Source organism: Nocardia sp. NPDC127606 (assembly GCF_042671725.1).
GTDB lineage: Bacteria > Actinomycetota > Actinomycetes > Mycobacteriales > Mycobacteriaceae > Nocardia.
In genome coordinates, this window is sequence record NZ_JBHXWQ010000001.1 from 1,941,005 (window position 1) to 1,958,451 (window position 17,447).

General features: G+C 68.1%; 18 protein-coding genes. 11 read left to right on the forward strand and 7 right to left on the reverse strand.

All coding sequences use genetic code 11. From position 1 onward, the window contains the following. Nucleotide 1: 1 nt before the first annotated feature. The 4 genes from ACFVJ5_RS09095 (at nt 2) to ACFVJ5_RS09110 (ending at nt 4,408) form a co-directional block, all read left to right on the forward strand. Nucleotides 2–1,342 (forward strand): LLM class flavin-dependent oxidoreductase, encoded by a 1,341-nt coding sequence (locus ACFVJ5_RS09095; RefSeq protein ID WP_379219330.1) that lies wholly within the window; start codon nt 2–4, stop codon nt 1,340–1,342. A 108-nt stretch (nt 1,343–1,450) separates the two neighbouring features. Next, nucleotides 1,451–2,386, forward strand: coding sequence for a TauD/TfdA dioxygenase family protein (locus ACFVJ5_RS09100; RefSeq protein WP_379219331.1), 936 nt, complete (start codon nt 1,451–1,453; stop codon nt 2,384–2,386). 94 nt (nt 2,387–2,480) lie between these two features. Continuing rightward, complete coding sequence (locus ACFVJ5_RS09105) at nt 2,481–4,073, forward strand: FAD-binding protein (protein WP_379219332.1); 1,593 nt, start codon at nt 2,481–2,483, stop codon at nt 4,071–4,073. Further along, the gene (locus ACFVJ5_RS09110) at nt 4,070–4,408 is read left to right on the forward strand and encodes a 4Fe-4S dicluster domain-containing protein (protein ID WP_379219333.1); all 339 of its coding nucleotides are present in this window, start codon (nt 4,070–4,072) and stop codon (nt 4,406–4,408) included. The genes ACFVJ5_RS09105 and ACFVJ5_RS09110 overlap by 4 nt, the downstream gene beginning before the upstream one ends. Here ACFVJ5_RS09110 and ACFVJ5_RS09115 read toward each other — a convergent pair. Then, nucleotides 4,398–5,117 carry a 2'-5' RNA ligase family protein gene (locus ACFVJ5_RS09115; RefSeq protein ID WP_379219334.1) on the reverse strand — a complete coding sequence of 240 codons (720 nt, stop codon included), beginning with the start codon at nt 5,115–5,117 and terminating at the stop codon, nt 4,398–4,400. The genes ACFVJ5_RS09110 and ACFVJ5_RS09115 overlap by 11 nt on opposite strands. Nucleotides 5,118–5,302: 185 nt before the next feature. Between ACFVJ5_RS09115 and ACFVJ5_RS09120 the strand changes: the two genes are divergently transcribed. Then, nucleotides 5,303–5,644 carry a hypothetical protein gene (locus tag ACFVJ5_RS09120; protein WP_379219335.1) on the forward strand — a complete coding sequence of 114 codons (342 nt, stop codon included), beginning with the start codon at nt 5,303–5,305 and terminating at the stop codon, nt 5,642–5,644. On the opposite strand, the gene ACFVJ5_RS09125 is transcribed toward ACFVJ5_RS09120, so the two are convergent. Both ACFVJ5_RS09125 and ACFVJ5_RS09130 read right to left on the reverse strand, forming a co-directional pair. After that, nucleotides 5,645–6,046 carry a YybH family protein gene (locus tag ACFVJ5_RS09125; protein ID WP_379219336.1) on the reverse strand — a complete coding sequence of 134 codons (402 nt, stop codon included), beginning with the start codon at nt 6,044–6,046 and terminating at the stop codon, nt 5,645–5,647. Nucleotides 6,047–6,124: 78 nt separating this feature from the next. Next, nucleotides 6,125–6,691: a hypothetical protein gene (locus tag ACFVJ5_RS09130; RefSeq protein ID WP_379219337.1), complete on the reverse strand. Its 567-nt coding sequence runs from the start codon at nt 6,689–6,691 to the stop codon at nt 6,125–6,127. 787 nt (nt 6,692–7,478) lie between these two features. Here ACFVJ5_RS09130 and ACFVJ5_RS09135 point away from each other — a divergent pair. The 5 genes from ACFVJ5_RS09135 to ACFVJ5_RS09155 are packed head-to-tail and all read left to right on the forward strand — an operon-like array spanning nt 7,479 to nt 13,486. Beyond that, a complete protein-coding gene (locus tag ACFVJ5_RS09135; RefSeq protein ID WP_379219338.1) occupies nt 7,479–8,999 on the forward strand; it encodes a condensation domain-containing protein in 1,521 nt (506 codons plus the stop codon). Nucleotides 9,000–9,003: 4 nt separating this feature from the next. Then, nucleotides 9,004–10,302 (forward strand): glycosyltransferase, encoded by a 1,299-nt coding sequence (locus tag ACFVJ5_RS09140; RefSeq protein ID WP_379219339.1) that lies wholly within the window; start codon nt 9,004–9,006, stop codon nt 10,300–10,302. Continuing rightward, nucleotides 10,299–11,246, forward strand: a complete 948-nt coding sequence (locus tag ACFVJ5_RS09145) for an ATP-binding cassette domain-containing protein (RefSeq protein ID WP_379219340.1) — start codon at nt 10,299–10,301, stop codon at nt 11,244–11,246. Before ACFVJ5_RS09140 ends, ACFVJ5_RS09145 begins: the two co-directional genes overlap by 4 nt. Before the next feature lie 20 nt (nt 11,247–11,266). Beyond that, nucleotides 11,267–12,103, forward strand: a complete 837-nt coding sequence (locus ACFVJ5_RS09150; protein WP_379219341.1) for an ABC transporter permease — start codon at nt 11,267–11,269, stop codon at nt 12,101–12,103. Between the two features lie 9 nt (nt 12,104–12,112). After that, on the forward strand, nt 12,113–13,486 hold the full coding sequence (locus ACFVJ5_RS09155; RefSeq protein WP_379219342.1) for a hypothetical protein: 1,374 nt from the start codon (nt 12,113–12,115) through the stop codon (nt 13,484–13,486). Between the two features lie 10 nt (nt 13,487–13,496). Here ACFVJ5_RS09155 and ACFVJ5_RS09160 read toward each other — a convergent pair whose 3' ends face one another. The 4 genes from ACFVJ5_RS09160 to ACFVJ5_RS09175 all read right to left on the reverse strand — a co-directional run bounded on the left by ACFVJ5_RS09160 (nt 13,497) and on the right by ACFVJ5_RS09175 (nt 16,607). Beyond that, nucleotides 13,497–14,870 (reverse strand): FAD-dependent oxidoreductase, encoded by a 1,374-nt coding sequence (locus ACFVJ5_RS09160; protein ID WP_379219343.1) that lies wholly within the window; start codon nt 14,868–14,870, stop codon nt 13,497–13,499. Between the two features lie 212 nt (nt 14,871–15,082). Next, nucleotides 15,083–15,463 (reverse strand): hypothetical protein, encoded by a 381-nt coding sequence (locus ACFVJ5_RS09165; RefSeq protein WP_379219344.1) that lies wholly within the window; start codon nt 15,461–15,463, stop codon nt 15,083–15,085. Continuing rightward, nucleotides 15,453–15,755, reverse strand: a complete 303-nt coding sequence (locus ACFVJ5_RS09170; protein WP_379219345.1) for a hypothetical protein — start codon at nt 15,753–15,755, stop codon at nt 15,453–15,455. Before ACFVJ5_RS09170 ends, ACFVJ5_RS09165 begins: the two co-directional genes overlap by 11 nt. Before the next feature lie 48 nt (nt 15,756–15,803). Continuing rightward, nucleotides 15,804–16,607: a HEAT repeat domain-containing protein gene (locus ACFVJ5_RS09175; protein ID WP_379219346.1), complete on the reverse strand. Its 804-nt coding sequence runs from the start codon at nt 16,605–16,607 to the stop codon at nt 15,804–15,806. A gap of 63 nt (nt 16,608–16,670) precedes the next feature. Between ACFVJ5_RS09175 and ACFVJ5_RS09180 the strand changes: the two genes are divergently transcribed. After that, a complete protein-coding gene (locus ACFVJ5_RS09180) occupies nt 16,671–16,865 on the forward strand; it encodes a hypothetical protein (protein WP_379219347.1) in 195 nt (64 codons plus the stop codon). Nucleotides 16,866–17,447 lie beyond the last annotated feature (582 nt).

Sequence of the window (17,447 nt, forward strand, 5' to 3'; positions counted from 1 at the left end):
CATGGCTCGCAAGACATTCCACCTCAACGCCTTCCTGATGGGCGTCGGCCACCACGAGGCCGCGTGGCGCCATCCCCGCACCGACGAACAGCGCGTACTCGATGTGCGCCACTTCCAGGAGCTGGCACGCATCGCCGAACGCGGCAAGCTCGACTCGGTGTTCTTCGCCGACACTCTCGCCGTGGGCCCGCGGATCGAACGCAACACCCTCACCGTGTTCGAACCGATCACCCTGCTCTCGGCGATCGCCGCGGTCACCGAGCGGATCGGCCTGATCGCCACCGCGTCCACCAGCTACAACGAACCGTTCAACCTCGCACGCAAGTTCGCCTCGCTCGACCACATCAGCGCGGGCCGGGCCGGATGGAACATCGTCACCTCCGGCAACGTCGACGAGGCCTACAACTTCGGGCTCGACGCGATTCCCGAGCACGCCCGCCGCTACGAACGCGCCGAAGAGTTCGTCGACGTGGCGCTGGCGCTGTGGGACAGCTGGGAAGCCGAGGCGATCGTGCTCGACACCGAGACCGGCGTCTTCGCCGACCCGAGCCGGGTGCACACCCTCGACTACGCCGGCGAACGCTTCCGCGTGCGCGGCCCACTGAACTCCCCACGTGGGCCGCAGGGCCGTCCGCTGTTGGTGCAGGCCGGATCTTCGGAATCGGGCAAGGAGTTCGCCGCCCATCGCGCCGAAGCCGTGTTCACCGCCCAGCGCACCCTCGACGAGGGCGTGCGGTTCTACCGCGATCTCAAGTCGCGATTGGCGAAATACGGTCGCGCACACGACGACTTGAAGGTGCTGCCGGGCCTGGTGCCGTTCATCGCCGACACCGTCGAGGAGGCGAGGGCGCTCGAGCAGGAGTTCACCGACCTGATCTCGCCCGATTACGCACTGCGCCAACTCTCCTCGATGCTCGGCGTCGACCTCACCGCACACGCGCTGGACGCGCCGTTGCCGCCGCTGCCCGCCGAGAGCGAGATCGAGGGCGGCAAGAGCCGGTTCACGCTGGTCAAGGAGCTGGCCGAAACCGAGGACCTCACGGTGCGTCAGCTCATCGGCAAGCTGGGCGGCGGCCGCGGTCACCGCACCTTCGCCGGGACGCCCGAGCAGGTCGCCGATGAACTGCAGAGCTGGTTCGACGCCGGTGCCGCCGACGGATTCAACATCATGGCGCCCTACCTGCCCGGCGGCCTGGCGGACTTCGTCGACCGCGTGGTGCCGATCCTGCAGGAGCGCGGCCTGTTCCGCACCGACTACGAGTCCACGACGCTGCGCGGCCACTACGGCCTCGCTCCGGTGGAAAGCCAGTTCGCCGAGCAGGATTCACGGGCGAGCGCCTGATGCGCGCCCGGCGACTCGATATCGAGTTCATGCGGGTGGTGAGCAGTTCCTGTCGGGAATGAGAACTCCCGCACCCCGACAACAGACTTCCCACGAAGGACCACCGACATGACCACCATCGAAAACCCCAGCGTCGTCACCGCTCTCGAGATCACCCCCGTCGCGGGCCACATCGGCGCCGAGGTGACCGGCATCGACCTGCGCGAGGAACTCGCCGACTCCCAGGTCGACGAGCTCACCGCGGCGCTGCACCGGCACAAGGTGCTGTTCTTCCGCGACCAGCAGATCGGGCACACCGAACAGATCACGTTCTCCCGCCGCTTCGGCGCGGTCACCCCGTCGCACCCCTACGACGACGACGCGCCCACCGAGCACCCCGAGATCCTCGCCGTCGACAGTCGCCTCTACGAGAAGAAGTTCGGTCGCAAGAAGTTCAGCTACACCAACCAGTGGCACACCGACGTCTCGCCGCTGATCAACCCGCCCGCGGCCTCGATCCTGCGTGCCGAGATCGCACCGGAGACCGGCGGCGACACCCAGTGGACCAACCTGGCCGCGGCCTACGCCGGGCTGCCGGAATCGCTGCGTACCTTCCTCGACGGACTGCGCGCCGAACACCGCTTCGGCGGCCGGATCCCGCCGTGGGAGGCGGGCAGCGAGTACGCCCGCAAGATCGCCGCCGCGCCGCTGGTGACCGAACACCCCGTCGTGCGCGTCCACCCGGTAACCGGTGAGCGGGTGCTGTTCGTCAACCCCGGCTTCACCACCAGGATCCTGGGGCTGACCCCGCCGCAGAGCGATGCCCTGTTGCAGTTGCTGTTCGACGAGATCTCCCATCCCGCCTACACCGTCCGATTCCGCTGGAGCAAGGGCTCCATCGCGTTCTGGGACAACCGCGCCACCGCGCATCTGGCCCCCAGCGACCTCGACCACCTCGACGTCACCCGCGTCCTCTACCGCACCACCCTCGAGGGCGACATCCCGGTCGGCGTCGACGGCCGGTCGTCCACCCCGATCGCCGGCGCGAAGTTCACCGGCGCCTGAGAACCGTTGCGGTGCCCGCACCTTCGGGTCGGGCACCGCACCCTCGGCCCTCGGCGGCCACCACCTCCCCGCGCGACACACACAGGAGCACACAATGACCGAACCGTGGCACACCAGGACCGACGTGCTCGTCATCGGCGGCGGTCCCGCGGCATCCTGGGCCGCGATCCACGCCCGGGAGGCAGGCGCCGAGGTGATCCTGGTCGACAAGGGCTACTGCGGAACCAGCGGCGCCACCGCGCCTTCCGGCACCGGCGTCTGGTATGTCGCGCCCGAGGCCGAAGCCCGCGCGAACGCGAAGGCGAGCAGGGAGGCCCTCGGCGGCTACCTCGCCGACCACTACTGGATGGATCGCGTCCTCGATCAGACCTACGTCAACATGAACCGGCTCGCCGTCGAGGGCCGCTACCCGTTCCCGGTCGACCCGGCCACCGGTGCGCAGTTGCGGACGGGTGTCCAGGGCCCGGAGTACATGCGCCGGATGCGAGCGTGGCTCACCCGGCTCGGCGTCCAGGTTCACGATCACTCCCCCGCGCTGGAACTGCTGGTCGACGAAGCAGGCGCGGTGCGCGGCGCGGCGGGCTATCAGCGTCAACTCGACCGGGACTACCGGATCACCGCGGGAGCGGTAGTGCTCGCGACCGGTGGTTGCGCGTTCCTCTCGCGTGCGCTCGGCACCAACGTCGACACCGGCGACGGCGCGTTGATGGCAGCCGAGGCCGGCGCGCGATTCTCCGGCATGGAGTTCTCCAACGCCTATGCCATCGTGCCCAAGGGTTCCACCATCACCAAGACCGCCTACTACGGCTACGCCACCTTCTTCGGCGAGGACGGCAGGGTGCTCGAGGAGGCCGGGTCGACGAAGGGCCGCTCGGTGATCGCCCGAACCCTCCTGCAGGAGAAGGTGTTCGCCCAGCTCGATCGCGCGGACGCGACCGTGCAGGCACAGATGCGGGTCGGTCAGCCGAACTTCTTCCTGCAGTTCGACCGGCGCGGGATCGATCCGTTCACCGACCGATTCGAGATCGACCTGCTCGCCGAGGGCACGGTGCGCGGCACCGGCGGCATCGACGTGGTCGACGACGACTGCGCGACAACGGTTCCCGGCCTCTACGTCGCGGGAGACGCGGCCACCCGCGAACGCATCTGCGGCGGCTTCACCGGGGGTGGTAGCCACAACGCCGCGTGGGCGATGTCGTCGGGAAGCTGGGCGGGCACGGGCGCCGCCGAACACGCCGTGACAGCCGCCCGATCCACCGGTGCGGTGCACGGCATCGGTGGAGTCGGCCTGCGCCCCGACCACGCACCGTCGGTGACCGCGGCGGAAGTCGTCGCCGCCGCGCAGGACGAGCTGATCCCCTTCGAGAAGAACTACCTGCGCCACGGTGACCGGCTGCGCCCCGCGCTGGCTCGCCTCGACGAACTGTGGGACGCCGCGGCAGCCGGTCTCGGCGGCGGAACCGGTGACGAGCGGGTCAGGGCCCGGCAGGCGGCGGCGATCACCGCGGTCGGACGTCTCATGTACCGATCCGCGCTGGCGCGCACCGAGACTCGCGGCATGAGCAAGCGCGCCGATCATCCCGACCTCGACGCGGCACAGCATCACCACCTGCACTCGGGTGGTCTCGATCGGCCGTGGGTCGATCCGTCGGGCACCCGCAACTCGGGTCTGGCGGTGGCGTCGTGATCGAACTACTGCGTGCCCAGGACTGCATCGGCTGCGACAAGTGCGTGAGCGCCTGCCCCACCAATGTCTTCGACCGCGTCGACGGCGGGATCCCGGTTATCGCACGGCAATCCGATTGCCAGACCTGCTTCATGTGCGAGGCGTACTGCCCCACCGACGCGCTCTACGTCGCACCCGAGGTGACCCCGCTGCCGCCGGACGCGGCGGTACCCACCGAGCACATCGGTCGATATCGGGAGAAGCTCGGGTGGGGCCACGGGCGCACTGCCGGCGCTCAGCTCGCGGTGGGGCCACGGCTGCCGCACGGCGCGCCGCCGCCGCGGCTCAACTCCTGAACGCGGCCACCGTCGGCTGCCGCAGCGGACCGAACAGCGGGTCGTCGAACAGGCTCCGTTCGACGACCGGGTCCGGCTCACGCAACAGCTCGGCGGTACTGATGTCGGACCAGTCGTATCGTCCGTCCTCGCACTGCATTTCGACCATCGACACCGCCGAGACCGTGTCGTCGAGGGCGAAGTCGGCGAACCCGTCCTCGGCGAGCGCGGTGCGGATCTCGTGCACCGGGGACGGGTGGGTCGTGTGGGCCAGCGCCAGGTAGGGGCGCAGCGGCTCACCGAAATCGGGGATCCGCTCGCGGATCCACACGTCGGTCAGCGCGTCGGTCAGATCCGCGCGCACCCGCAACAGTTCCTCCGACACGGTGACCGGGAGCCGGATCGTCTCGGCGGTGACCTCCGGCGGCCCGAAGGCGAGCTGGAACGGCGCGAGCTCGGCGAGCAGGCCGCGGGCGCCCGCCACCAGCGCCGCCAGGTGCACCCCTTTGACCCCGTCGGCGAACCCGATGCCCTGCACACCGATCCGCAGCCGGGCGGCGTCGACCTGTTCGAGTGCGGGCAGGCGTGACAGCGTGGGCGCGAAGATCTCGACCAGTTTGTCGGCGACCGGCTGAGTCGGGCTGATCTGCCAGTTGTAGAACGAACGACCCGGTGTCCACCCCGGACGCCACCACCAGCGACTGGCGACAGTCATTTCGCTCGCGATCATCGTGCGCCACCTCCCGATCTCGGCCGACCCGCGGGTGAACACCCGGCTGGCCGGTCGTCCGCCCGACACGATCGGCACCGATGCTGCGATGCCAGCTACCTCACAGCGACGGTATTCCCGGTGTGATCGGCGGACAACCTGGTGAGACCGTTCCGTTGTGCCTTCGACGCACTACACTGACTGCCATGCCTGTTCGACGGCTGATCACGCTCTCCGCGTTCGCCCTCCTGCTTCCCCTCGCCGTTTCCGCGTGCACCATGACCGGACCCGGCACCACCTCCGAATGCAGCGTGAGCGGGTGCACCGTCACCTTCGACCGTGGAGTGAGCGCCAAAGCCTCGGTTCTCGGCATCGACGTGGAGCTCGTCGCCGTGAACGGTGACATGGTCACGCTGAGCGTCGGCGGCCAGCAGGTCACGGTTCCGGTCGGCCAGTCGCAGGCCAGCAACGGCACCGATGTGCGGGTCAGCGAGGTGACCGACGACAAGGTGGTCGTGGTCTTCGCGACCGGCCTGAACCCGAACTGATCACCCGGGCACGGTCGACCGATCTACCGGTTCGCTGACCACCCAGGGCGCGTTCGGTTGATCGAGAATCCAGCGCCAGCTCCCGTCGGGCTGTCTGCGCGCCACCTCGACGGTCGCGCCGGTGCCTCCCGGCAGACGCGACGACGTCAGCGCCAGATCGCCCGCGAGCAAGGCGGGTGCCTGGTGCCCGGGTTGGAACACGGGCCGATCGGCGACCAGCCGCGCGTACGCCACCCGTATCTCCTCCACGCCCGTCGCGACGACCCCGTCCGGCAGTGCGAGCACCGCGTCGGACTCGTACAGCTCGACGAGTCCGTCCACATCACCGGCGTTCAATCGCTCGACCACCAGCCGACTCAGATCCTCCGGGCGCTGCGCACGTTCGCGCACCTTCTCTGCCATCGCCACCCTCCCTCGACTCGGGTTGTGCGACAACGGTAACGCCGGGGTCCGACATGAATCGGACACTCGGTACGGAGGTCAGGGGTGGTCGTGCATCGTCACCGCGAATCGGTGCCAATTCCCCTCATAGGGGGTGTAGACGGGCTGATATCCCGCACCGCCGTGATCCGGCGGCGGAGTTCCCGGTGGGAAGTAGGCCAGACCGCCCACAATCGCCATGTCGTCGATAGTGAACTGGCACCCGCCGTCACTGGACCTGACCCGGTCGGTCCGGATGACACCGAACCACTCGTCCTCGGATTCCCGGCAACTCTGCGCGGCATCGGTCATCGCGCCGGCCGATATCCACCACCCGACTTTCTCCGGCACCCCGGACCACACCAGCCCCAGCCCGACGATCACCACCACCGGCGCGACGACGACGGCTCGGTACTCCCGATACCGAGCACACCCGATCGGCGCCAGAATCATCCAGGACAGCCCGCAGGCCAGCAGCATCACGACCGCGAGAACCCAGCCGAGAACGTCGATGTGCGTGGCATCGACCACAAGCATCACCGCAATCGCCACCATCGCGGCCCCGGTGGTGACCCGCATCGCCACCGACCATCGCCGCGGCACCTGAACCGTCCCCACCGTCGTCATCAGCCAACTCTACGATCGACCCGCACCCGCAGGAACGGCGAAACCCCCGAAGGCCAACGGCCTCCAGGGGTTTCACACAGACACCACGTGATGTCAGCCGATCACAGCGGCGGGAATCCCGACGATCCGGTCGCCATCCAGTTCCAGAACTCGGTGACGCGGTTGAGGACCAACGCCATGATGTCGAGGGCAGTGCTTCCCATTGTCTTCCTTCACATCCGAACGAACACTTCGCGCGTTCACCATAGCAACCGGCATCGAGTGAGCAACGTTGTGATAACGGACAGATGACAGCGCTGACGATGGTTTCCGGTGACGAGGCCCGACCGCCGTTGCCGGACAAATCCGGCAGGACGCCACCGGATGCATCGGTCGCCATATAGCGAAATGCCGATATGAATCGCGCCAGGTGAACGCCAGGGAAACACACCTGCACGGACGACTACCGGCAGTGTGATGGTGCCTACAAACATCATCCCATCCGGAATGAACAAAATATAGAGAGACAATCACGTACCCGAATACGAACTTTTCCAACCCTGATGCAGTACAGGTCAATACGTGGCGAAATCGCGAAAAGAAGCAGGCGGCAGAGTTTTGTTCAGCCAAACCGTGATACCCATCACGGTGCTGCTCTCAGCGGAATCACATATACGATCTAACTCGCCGAGGCTTCACGGAAATGTTTTCACCGCCGAAGTTCAACGCATCAGGTGACACAGTGCGGTGTTCTCCTCCCCCATCCTTCCGCCGCTTCGGCATGCATTCGTCACGAGGTGAACCGGTCATGGAATACACCCACCTGTCCGAATTCGAAATCCGTTCAGGCGCTTTGTCGATGTGGACGCCCGAGCTCGCCGCCGGCGCGTGGCAGCCCGACGATCGACCGCTCACCAGCGTGCACACCGGCTACTGCGCGAGCGTCGATCCCACCGATCCGCTGCCCGGTCGCGGCCGCTGGATCGGCACCGTCTTCGAGATGGACGCCCCGCTCGACGGTCCCACCTGGCGTGAGACGCTGCGGCGCTGGCATGCCAGGCACGAGGGCCTGCGCACCACCGTGACCCCCGCATCGGCGGACGAGCCGCGCAGACTCGTCGCCGCGCCCACCGCCGTCGACATCGCCGAACAGCCCGTAGCCGGATGCACCGACGGCACCCGAATCAACGAATTCCTCAGCGGCACACTGGAAGAGCGCCTGTCGCCACTGGTGTGGCCGCACTGCCTCGCCGCCACGGTCGAGCACGCCGACACCGGTGACTTCACGGTGCTCGTCGCGGCCGATCACTCCGTGATGGACGCCTACGCGCAGGCCATTCTGATCCTCGAACTACGCACGCTCTACCGCGAGGTCATGGCGGGCGAGGCGTCACGCGAGTCGGTCACCTTCGGTAGCGCGGCCGACTTCGCCGTCCTGGAGCGGGCGAGCGCGGCCGAACTTGGTCCGGATTCCCCCGCGGTCGCGACGTGGCGCGAATTCCTCGCCGACGGTGCCATGCCGCGCTTCGCCCCGCAGGCCCAGCGACCCGCTCGCGCGGAGCTGGCCCAGCCCAGTGTGTCGCGACGGCTGCTCGATCTCACCGAACTCGAGCAGGTCGAAGCGGTCCTCGACCAGGTGCGGCACCGGATGTCGGTGGCGGTGTTCGCCGCGCTGGCGGTGGCCAACCAGCAACGGTTCGGCGCGGACCGAATGCGTACCGTGATGCCGATCGCGACCCGCCCCGACCTGCGCTGGATGGAGTCGATGGGCTGGTTCGTCAATGTGGTCCCGGTCGATATCGCGCTGACCCCCGGTGTCGGCATCGCCGGAGCCATGGATCTGGCGCGGGCCGCCCTGCGTCGCTCGCGCACCGCCAACGACGCCTCCTGGTCGCGGGTCCTCGACCTGCTCGATGTCGCCGAGACGCCGCGCTTCGGTATCTCCTTCCTCGACATCCGCGTACTGCCCGGCTATGAATTGGTCGCCGACCTGCGCGGACGGACCTTGCGCGCGGAGTCGTATTCGACCGACGAGGTGTTCCTGTGGGTGGTGCGGGCGGCCGACGGCCTGTACGTGTCGACCCGGTACCCCGCGGGGTTCCCCGCCGAGGTGATGGACGAGTTCCTGACCGCTTTCGGTCAGGCGCTGTCGTCCATCACCGCCGCGGTGCACGCGGACGGCGAGGGTCGCGCAGGACAGCCTTGCGCGGCGGTTCACGCGGGTGGGGCGGCCGACGGACTGTCGCCGGCCGTGGCGCAAACACCGATGCCTGCCGATGCGCGAGCACTGCGAGCGGACACGCTGCGTGTCGCCGTGCAGGCGGGATGAGCGGATGCGCCCACTGTTGGCCTTCACCGGCAGCCGAGGAGACGCCCAACCCGGCATCCTGCTGGCTCGTGCGCTGCGCGAGCGCGGTCACGACGTGACCTTGGCGCTCGCACCGAACCTCGTCTCCTTCGCCCATGACCACGGGGTTCCGGCGGTGCCGTTCGGCTGCGATACCGCCGACCTGTTGGTGGCGCAGCGCACCGATCGACGCTTCGCCAGCCGCGATCCGCGCGCCCGGCTACGGGCGCTGTTCGATCTGCAACGGCGTGGAGTGCCCGAGCAGCTTCACGACCTGCGCGCACTGGCACCCGGACATGATCTGGTGGTCGCGGGGATGGCAGGCGAGGAAGTGGCCGAGTCGGTGGCGCGGGCGTACGGACTGCCGTTCGCGGCGGTGCACTTCTTCCCGATCCAGCCGAACACTGCGGTCCCGGTCGCGCCGGTGCGCCGGGCGGACCGACTTCCCGGGTTCGTGCACCGATGGGGGTGGTCGCTCCTGGCCCGGGCACGTGCGGCCGCGTTGGCTCCCGTTCTGCCGAGCGGGCCGCCCGCTCGGGCGGCGACAGCGTCCGCCGAAGGTGGGGCGACTGCGCGAATCCAGGCCTATGACCCGCGGCTGTTCCCTGGTGTGCGTCAGCAGATGCCGGGCCCGTTCACGGGATTCCTGACCGATGTGGACGGATTTCTCACCGGTGTAACAGGTTTCGCAAGCCACGCACCTGACGCGGCCGAGGCCGAGGATCTCGATTCGTGGATCGATGCGGGAACCGCGCCGATCTATGTCGGGTTCGGTTCCATGGATGTCGGCGATCCGGCTGCCTTCGTCGCGATATTGCGCGAGGTGTGCGCACGGCGGGGCCGTCGGCTGCTGCTCGCGTCGGGCTGGGCGACGATCGATCCGGGATTCGACGACGCCGTCGCGATCGTCGGTCAGGTCGATCACGCTCGGGTACTGCCTCGTTGTGTCGCGGCGGTGCATCACGGCGGCGCCGGGACGACGGCGGCCGCGCTGAGAGCGGGTGTGCCGCAAGTGATCTGCTCGGTCCAGGCCGACCAGCCCTACTGGGGCCAGGCGTTGCAGCGACTCGGTCTCGCGGCCACGATTCCCGCGAAGAAGCTCACCGCCGAACGCCTCGCCGCACTACTCGATCAGGTCTCGCGTCCGGACGTGGTCGGGCGCGCGGCGTCCTGGGCCGCCGGTTTCCCCACCGACGGTGTCGAGCGAGCCGCCGATGCCGTCGAGGCGCTGCTGGGTTCGCCGGACGCCGCTGAACTGCTCCATTCCGCCGGGAGGCAACAGTGAGTACCGATATCGCCATCCGCACCACCGGTCTGGGCAAGTCCTACGGAGATTTCACCGCCGTCGGCAGCGTCGACCTCACCATCGCGGCAGGGACCGTTTTCGCTTTGCTCGGCCCCAACGGCGCGGGCAAGACCACCACCGTGCGCATGCTCGCGACGCTGGTCCGTCCCGATCGCGGCACCGCCGAGATCTTCGGCTACGACATCGCACGCGACGCGACCGCCGTGCGCTCGATGATCGGGCTCACCGGCCAGTACGCCTCGGTCGACGAAACCCTCACCGCCGGTGAGAATTTGCGCCTCTTCGGGCGCCTGCTCGGGCTGTCCCGCCGTGATGCGGCACGCCGCAGCGTCGAGCTTCTCGAGGAGTTCGAGCTGTCGAAGGTCACCGACCGGCCGGTGAACCAGTTCTCCGGCGGGATGCGGCGACGGCTCGATCTGGCGGCGACACTGATCACCGATCCGCCGCTGATCTTCCTCGACGAGCCCACCACCGGCCTGGACCCACACACCCGCGACAAGATGTGGGGCGTGATCCGGCGTCTCGTCGCCCGTGGCGCGACCGTTCTGCTCACCACGCAGTACCTCGAAGAGGCCGACGCGCTGGCCGACCGGATCGCCGTCATCGACCGAGGGACGATCGTCGCCGAGGGCACCGCGGCCGAACTGAAGTCTTCCATCGGCGATCAGGTGTTGCGCCTGGAACTGGCCGACCCCACCCAGTCCGCCCACGCCGAGGCCATCATCGTCGAGCTCACCGGCGAGGCACCCGAAGGGTCGTCGGCGGGCAGGCTCACCGTCGCGCTCACCGACGCGGGCGCGGCCGCCGACATCGTCGCCGCCTGCCGCGCCGCGGGCATCGCGCTGCGCGGGTTCGCTGTCGACCGTCCCGATCTCAACGAGGTCTTCCTCGCGCTGACCGGCACCGACCGCGTCGCCGCCTGATCCGAAAGACCGAGGCCACCATGACTGCCACCATCGCCGAGATCACCGTCGAGCCCACCGCACCACCGAGGATCGACCGCCGCCCCCGGATCACCCACGTCAGCCTGCGCGCCTCGCTGTTCCAGTCGCTGATGATGGCGTGGCGCGGTCTGCTCACCTTCCGGCACAGCCCGCAGTTGCTCTACGACGCACTGCTGCTGCCCATTGTCGGGCCGCTGCTGTTCGGCAGCATCTTCGGCACCGCCATCGCGGGCAGCATGCAGGCGTATCTGCCGATTCTGATTCCCGGGGTGCTCGTACAGATCGTGCTCACGTCGTCGGTCGCGACCGGCGTGCAACTGTCCGAAGACATTCGGTCCGGGGTCTTCGATCGGTTCGTCGCCATGCCGATCGCCCGGTCCGCACCGGTCGCCGGAGCCCTGCTGGCCGGGGCGACCCGGTATGTCATCGCCGCGACCACGGTGGTGATCGTGGGGTTCGCGATGGGGTATCGGCCCGATCACCCGGTCGGGTTCGTCGCCGGGGCGGTGCTCGTCGTCCTGGCCACCACCGCGATCAGCTGGTTGTTCGCGTTCATCGGCGTCACGGTGTCGAGACCCGCCGCGGTCCAAGGCATGTCGATGCTGGTGCTCACCTTCCTGAGCTTCGCCTCCAACGCCCTGGTGCCCGAGTCGGCCATGCCGACCTGGCTCCGCTACGTCTCCGACTACAACCCGGTGTCCTACCTGGTGTCCGCGGTGCGCGGGCTCGCCGAAAACGGTGTCATCGGCACCGACGCCTTGTGGTCGGTGGTGGCCTCGCTCGTGATCGCCGCCGTCTTCGCACCCCTGACCGTTCGCACCCTGCGTGCTCGCTGAGGAGTTCTGATGACACTCACCATTTCGACCCCACCCGTCATCTCCGGGGTCGGCGTCAACCGGCTCACCGCCGACGACGACCTGTTCCTCAAACTGCACAGCCTCTACGGCAACGCCCTGGTCAATCAGCTCGCGTGGCGGTTCGACGAGCCCCTCGACCCTGAACTGCTCGCCCGCTTCCACGCCCACTTGGCCCGGGGTTTCCTGGCCCGCCGCGTGCAACCGACCCGGGTGCCGTTTGCCCGTCCCTACTGGCTTCCCGCCACGGAATCGCTTCCACTGGGCTGGGATTCGGTGCCCGTCACCGACGACGAGGTTCTCGACTGGTATTTCGCGCAGAGCCGGGTCGACTTCGATCCCGAGACCGGTCAGGTGTGGCGGCTGTCCGCGGCGCCGACCACGGCGGGTGGGACGCTGGTGTCGCTGGTCACCTCGCATGTGGCATCCGACGGCGGCGCCGTACTGTTCGCCGTCGGCGACGCACTGTCCCGGCTCGATGAGAGTCCGGACTTCGCAACCGGTTCGGGCCTGTTGGTGGGGACACCACCGCAGAACTCGTTGAACGCGAACGTGATCGATGCCGGCCGGCAGCTCCGGGCGGTCGCGAAGGGCATTCGCGCGGCGATCGACACCCGTGGCGTCACCGAGCCGGACCGCACCCCTCGTCCCACGCTCCCAGAGCTGCCCCTTCCGACCCGGTGGTCACCGGCCGACCTGGTGGTTCAGCTCGACCTCGCCGAGTGGAACGCCGCCGCCACACGGCATTCCGGCACGACGAACGGGCTCCTGATCGCGCTGGGCGCCGGCATCCTCGGTCGCAGCGGGCGCGTCGGCGACACCGCCGACATCCGCGTCGACATACCCCATTCGATGCGCACCCCCGACGACCCCCGCGCCAACGCCAGCACCGGCCTGCCGATCTCGGTCACCTACCGCACCGGCGAACGCATCGACCTCGCCGCCGTTCGCTCGGCCGTGAAGCGGGCCGCCACCGCCTACCGAGACCCGGCCACCACGCCCGCGTTGCAACACCTACAACCGTTGCAGATGATCCTGCCCCGTTTCGTCCTGCGCCGTTTCGCCCGCACGGCCAAGGCCCCGGAGTGCCTGTGCACCAACCTGGGTGAAACCGCCAGTGGCGTAGCCGATTTCGCGGGGCACCGTGCCTCCGCCGTCCTCATGCGACCCGTCGTCTGCACCAACGACACCGCCATGTTCCGCCGAGTGGAGGTAGGTGTGAATCTCTCCTTCTCCACCGACGGCCACACGGTCACCTTGGCGGTCACCGGCGCCGACCCCGACCGCTTCCCCAGCCGTACTGCCCTGCGTGAGGTGCTGGCGGCAGAATTCGAGTCGTGGGGCCTCATCCCCAGCTTCTGGTGACTCCCCCGCGTCAGTGGCCTGTCGCCACCGCACGCACAGCCGCGCGAGCCGCGACAAGGACGGGGTCCCACACCGGTGAGAACGGTGGTGCGTAGCCGAGGTCGAGCGCGGTCACCTGCTCCACTGTCATTCTGGCGGTGAGCGCGACTGCCGCGATGTCGATTCGCTTGGCGGCGCCGGTGTAGCCGACGATCTGCACGCCGAGCAGCCGGCCGGTGCGACGTTCGGCGAGCATCTTCACCGTCATGGGTTCCGCGCCGGGGAAATACCCTGCGCGGCCGGTGGATTCGATGGTGACGGTGTGGAACTGCAGCCCCGCGCGCCGGGCATCGTCCTCTCCGAGGCCGGTTCGTGCCACCTCGAGGTCACATACTTTGCTCATCGCGGTGCCGACCACACCGGGGAAGGTGGCGTATCCGCCGCCGACACCGGATCCGATCACTTGCCCGTGCTTGTTCGCGTGGGTGCCGAGCGGAATGTGACGCAGCGTGCCCGACACCAGGTCCAGCACCTCCACACAGTCACCGCCGGCCCAGATGTCGTCGTATCCGCGCACGCGCTGAGCGAGGTCGGTGAGCAGACCACCGCTCTCCCCCAGCGGAAGCCCGGCCCGACGCGCCAGCTCGGTGGCCGGTTGCACACCGATCCCGAGCACGACCACGTCGGCCGGGTACTCGGTGTCGGCGGTTGTCACGGCGCGGATCCTGCCATCCTCCGACGTCCGCATTCCGGTTACCTCGGTACCCCGAACGACCCGGATTCCCATCCCCTCCATGGCTTCTCGCACGCGCGCACCCATATCCGGATCCAGCGTGGACATGGGTTCGGCGCCCCGGGTGACCATGGTGACCTCGAACTTCCGGCGCACCAACGCCTCGGCCATCTCGACTCCGATGTAGCCCGCACCCACCACGACGGCTTTGCGCCCATCGGCCGACTCCAGGCCTTCGATCAGCGCCTGCCCGTCGTCGAGGGTCTGCACCCCGTAGACCCCCTCGGCGTCGATACCGGGCAGTGGCGGCCGGATCGGTGTCGCCCCCGTGGCCAACACGAGCTGGTCGTAACCCGTCCATGCCTGTGCGCCGGTGTCGAGATCGCGAGAAAGGACCCGTCGCCCCGCCGGATCGATCTCGATCACCTCGGTCCGCATCCGCAGATCGATGTCGCGAGCGCGATGTTCGGCCACCGAGCGCGCGATCAGCTCCTCGGCTTCGGCAACATCTCCCGCCACCCAGTACGGAATCCCGCATGCCGAATACGACGAATGCTGCCCCATCTCGAACACCACGATCTCGAGCTCACCGGCATCGCGCAGTCTTCGCGCCTGCGACGCCGCCGCCATCCCCGTCGCATCCGCCCCGACAACCACCATCCGTGCGCCCATGTCACCACCGTACGAGAGCTTGTCGCGGTTGCGGCCACCAGCACCGCGAGTCGCCAGTTCCGCGAGTTCCACGGACCAGGGCGCGGTGGTCGCCGGGTTCGCGCCGATCGGTCACAGGCACGTCATCGCGAGCGTCAGCCACCGTTCTCACGGGCAAATCGTGCGATTTCCACGATGTCCTTCCGAGGACCGAAAACACTCCGTCGAGCATCCTATGAGTTGTCGGCTCCACCTGCGCCCAGGCGGGTTCCCTTGCGTTCCAACCACTCCCAGATCAGCTCAGCGGCCGATTCACCGTCACGCAACGTCGTCGATGCCAGTTCGTCGAGGGAATCGGGTGAGCGGATCTCGAGGTAGTAGTCGGTGTCGCTGTGGCGGTAGGTCTGGATGAATTCCGGGTGGTCGGGGCGGCATACCGTCATGAACGGGCCGCCGCGACTGTATTTCAGTTTGCTGATCCAATAGCTCAGCTGGGTGCGGGTGAGCGTGGTCAGGGTGCGCGCGCCGACCGTCACGTCGAGGTTTCTTTGGATCGTCGGCGCTGTTTGCGGCAGTACGTCGGTCCATTCGTGGCCGGGTTCGTCATTCTTCATCCGGATACCCCCAGTCGAAAGCCACGCGGGCCTGCGGGACGAGCGCTGTGACCCGGCGGGCGAGGCGATCTTCGAAAGCCCCACTCCAGCGGAAGAATCCGCTGAAGATCACCGGGTAGTCCGATTCCGCGCGGACGAACAGGCCGTCTTCGGTTTCCCCCATCCAGACGAATACCTCGTCTTCCAGCCGCTCGTCCTTGAACGCTTCGACGAGCAAGTCGGTCATTCCCACCCACTCGCGTTCGTTCGCGAGCCCCCGAACAGTCAGGGCGACATCGATATTCACTGACACCGAACGAGACTATCGCCCGGCACCGACAACTCTGCTCGAGCTGGGCGCTCAGGATTCGCGGGCGGCGATCGCGGCTTGGATTCGGCGTAGCGTGCGCAAGCCCTTCTTCGCGGCGACGCTCACCATGCCGTCGAAGACGGTGGAGCCGCGATCGTCGGCCATCAGTCGTTCCAGCGTCGGCACGGCGCGGTCGTCGCCGGTCGAACCGAGGGCGACGGCCGCCCAGTACCGCTTGTCGGGATCGTCGCCGGCGGCCGCTTCGATCAGTCGCGGGATGACGGCGGGGGCGAACTCCGACAACGCGCTGGCGATGTAGCCGATGCGGTAATAGCGGCGGTTCTCGAATTCGTCCCAGAGCGCTGCCAAGGCCGCGTCGCCGCCGATCATGCCGAGGGCTTCGGCGGTGCGTTCGCGCATTCCGCTGATCGAGTCCTGCAGCAGGGGCGCGAGGACCGGGACGACCGATTCGTCGCCGAGGGCGCCGAGGGCGATCACCGCCTGGTCTCGGGCGATGTCCTGTGGGTGGTCCAGCATCGCGACCAAGCCGGGGACCGCCTCACGGATGCCGAGAGCCGCGCAGCCCATCGCGGCCCATGCCTGGCAGTTGTAGCGGGTGTCGGCAAGCGACGCGAGCAGCGGCTCGCGCAGGGTGTCGTCACCGAAGACCTCCGCCCGGTTCAATGCCCTGCTGTAGAGCGACCGGTGGTAGTCGGGATAGTCACGCACGAGTGCGCGCAATGTCTCCTTGGCGGATGTGTCGCCGTCCTCAGCCCGCACGAGCAGGAGCCGCAGATTGTCCTCGCGGGTCTCGAGATCGCCGTCTTTCAGGAGTCGCACATCAGCTGGGTTCACCGCCCAACGGTACCTGGCGATCAGCCGGATACTCGACACGCCGCAGGTCACGGCGCCGGGCCCTTGGTACGCCATTCGGCGCGCCCAGACCATACGAACGCGCCGGGCGCGGCCTGGGTCGTGGTCGTGGTCGTGGTCGTGGTCGTGGTCGTGGTCGTGGTCGTGGTCGTGGTCGTAGACAGTGGCTGGCAGCGCAATCACGTGTGGCGGCTGCTGGGCACGGCAGCGGCCCGCGATCTGCGGGCCGAACTCGGTTAGCACCTCGGGGCCGGTGTCGACCTGCATCGGTCGGCGCTGGTCCCGGCGCGTTGTCTGGAAAGGCTTGATCGCGCTCCTGCCTTGCCTTGGGACTAGTCGGGGTGAGTCCTTGTGTACGCATGGACTCGCGACTGAGGTCGAGCAGCGGATCGGCGATGGTGTCGAGCCGGGCGTAGAGCTCGTCGAGGTCATCGCTGATCTCGCGAGCACGGGCACGGGCACGGGACGGGCACGCGATACCGCGTTCGTAGTAGTCCGGGTCCAGATCGTCGGTGGCGACGGGGATATCGAAAGCCATTCGTGTGGCGACGATCTCGGCGGGCGAGCAAGGGCTGGTCGGCCCATTGGGCGAGCTGCGTCTCGCCACCATCTTCGGGGCTGGTCGCAGCGACGATCTTTGCCCGAGCGCCGAAGCCACAGTAAACCGGAGGATCGGCAAGTATCGCTTACCCATCAATTCTGGCGCATAGCACGAGGGGTGGTTCGATCGAAGCGAGATTCGACGGCGTCGAGCCACCCGATCATCGTGTCGATCGGGGCACGCTCGCAAGAGACGAGTAGGTGACTACTCGTGCTGAACCG

Excerpts from the sequence above, each read along its gene's own strand:
- ACFVJ5_RS09095 (WP_379219330.1), top strand. The coding sequence starts at position 2 with ATGGCTCGCAAGACATTCCACCTCAACGCCTTCCTGATGGGCGTCGGC.
- ACFVJ5_RS09100 (WP_379219331.1), top strand. The coding sequence starts at position 1,451 with ATGACCACCATCGAAAACCCCAGCGTCGTCACCGCTCTCGAGATCACC.
- ACFVJ5_RS09105 (WP_379219332.1), top strand. The coding sequence starts at position 2,481 with ATGACCGAACCGTGGCACACCAGGACCGACGTGCTCGTCATCGGCGGC.
- ACFVJ5_RS09115 (WP_379219334.1), bottom strand. The coding sequence starts at position 5,117 with ATGATCGCGAGCGAAATGACTGTCGCCAGTCGCTGGTGGTGGCGTCCG.
- ACFVJ5_RS09120 (WP_379219335.1), top strand. The coding sequence starts at position 5,303 with ATGCCTGTTCGACGGCTGATCACGCTCTCCGCGTTCGCCCTCCTGCTT.
- ACFVJ5_RS09125 (WP_379219336.1), bottom strand. The coding sequence starts at position 6,046 with ATGGCAGAGAAGGTGCGCGAACGTGCGCAGCGCCCGGAGGATCTGAGT.
- ACFVJ5_RS09130 (WP_379219337.1), bottom strand. The coding sequence starts at position 6,691 with ATGACGACGGTGGGGACGGTTCAGGTGCCGCGGCGATGGTCGGTGGCG.
- ACFVJ5_RS09135 (WP_379219338.1), top strand. The coding sequence starts at position 7,479 with ATGGAATACACCCACCTGTCCGAATTCGAAATCCGTTCAGGCGCTTTG.
- ACFVJ5_RS09140 (WP_379219339.1), top strand. The coding sequence starts at position 9,004 with ATGCGCCCACTGTTGGCCTTCACCGGCAGCCGAGGAGACGCCCAACCC.
- ACFVJ5_RS09150 (WP_379219341.1), top strand. The coding sequence starts at position 11,267 with ATGACTGCCACCATCGCCGAGATCACCGTCGAGCCCACCGCACCACCG.
- ACFVJ5_RS09155 (WP_379219342.1), top strand. The coding sequence starts at position 12,113 with ATGACACTCACCATTTCGACCCCACCCGTCATCTCCGGGGTCGGCGTC.
- ACFVJ5_RS09160 (WP_379219343.1), bottom strand. The coding sequence starts at position 14,870 with ATGGGCGCACGGATGGTGGTTGTCGGGGCGGATGCGACGGGGATGGCG.
- ACFVJ5_RS09165 (WP_379219344.1), bottom strand. The coding sequence starts at position 15,463 with ATGAAGAATGACGAACCCGGCCACGAATGGACCGACGTACTGCCGCAA.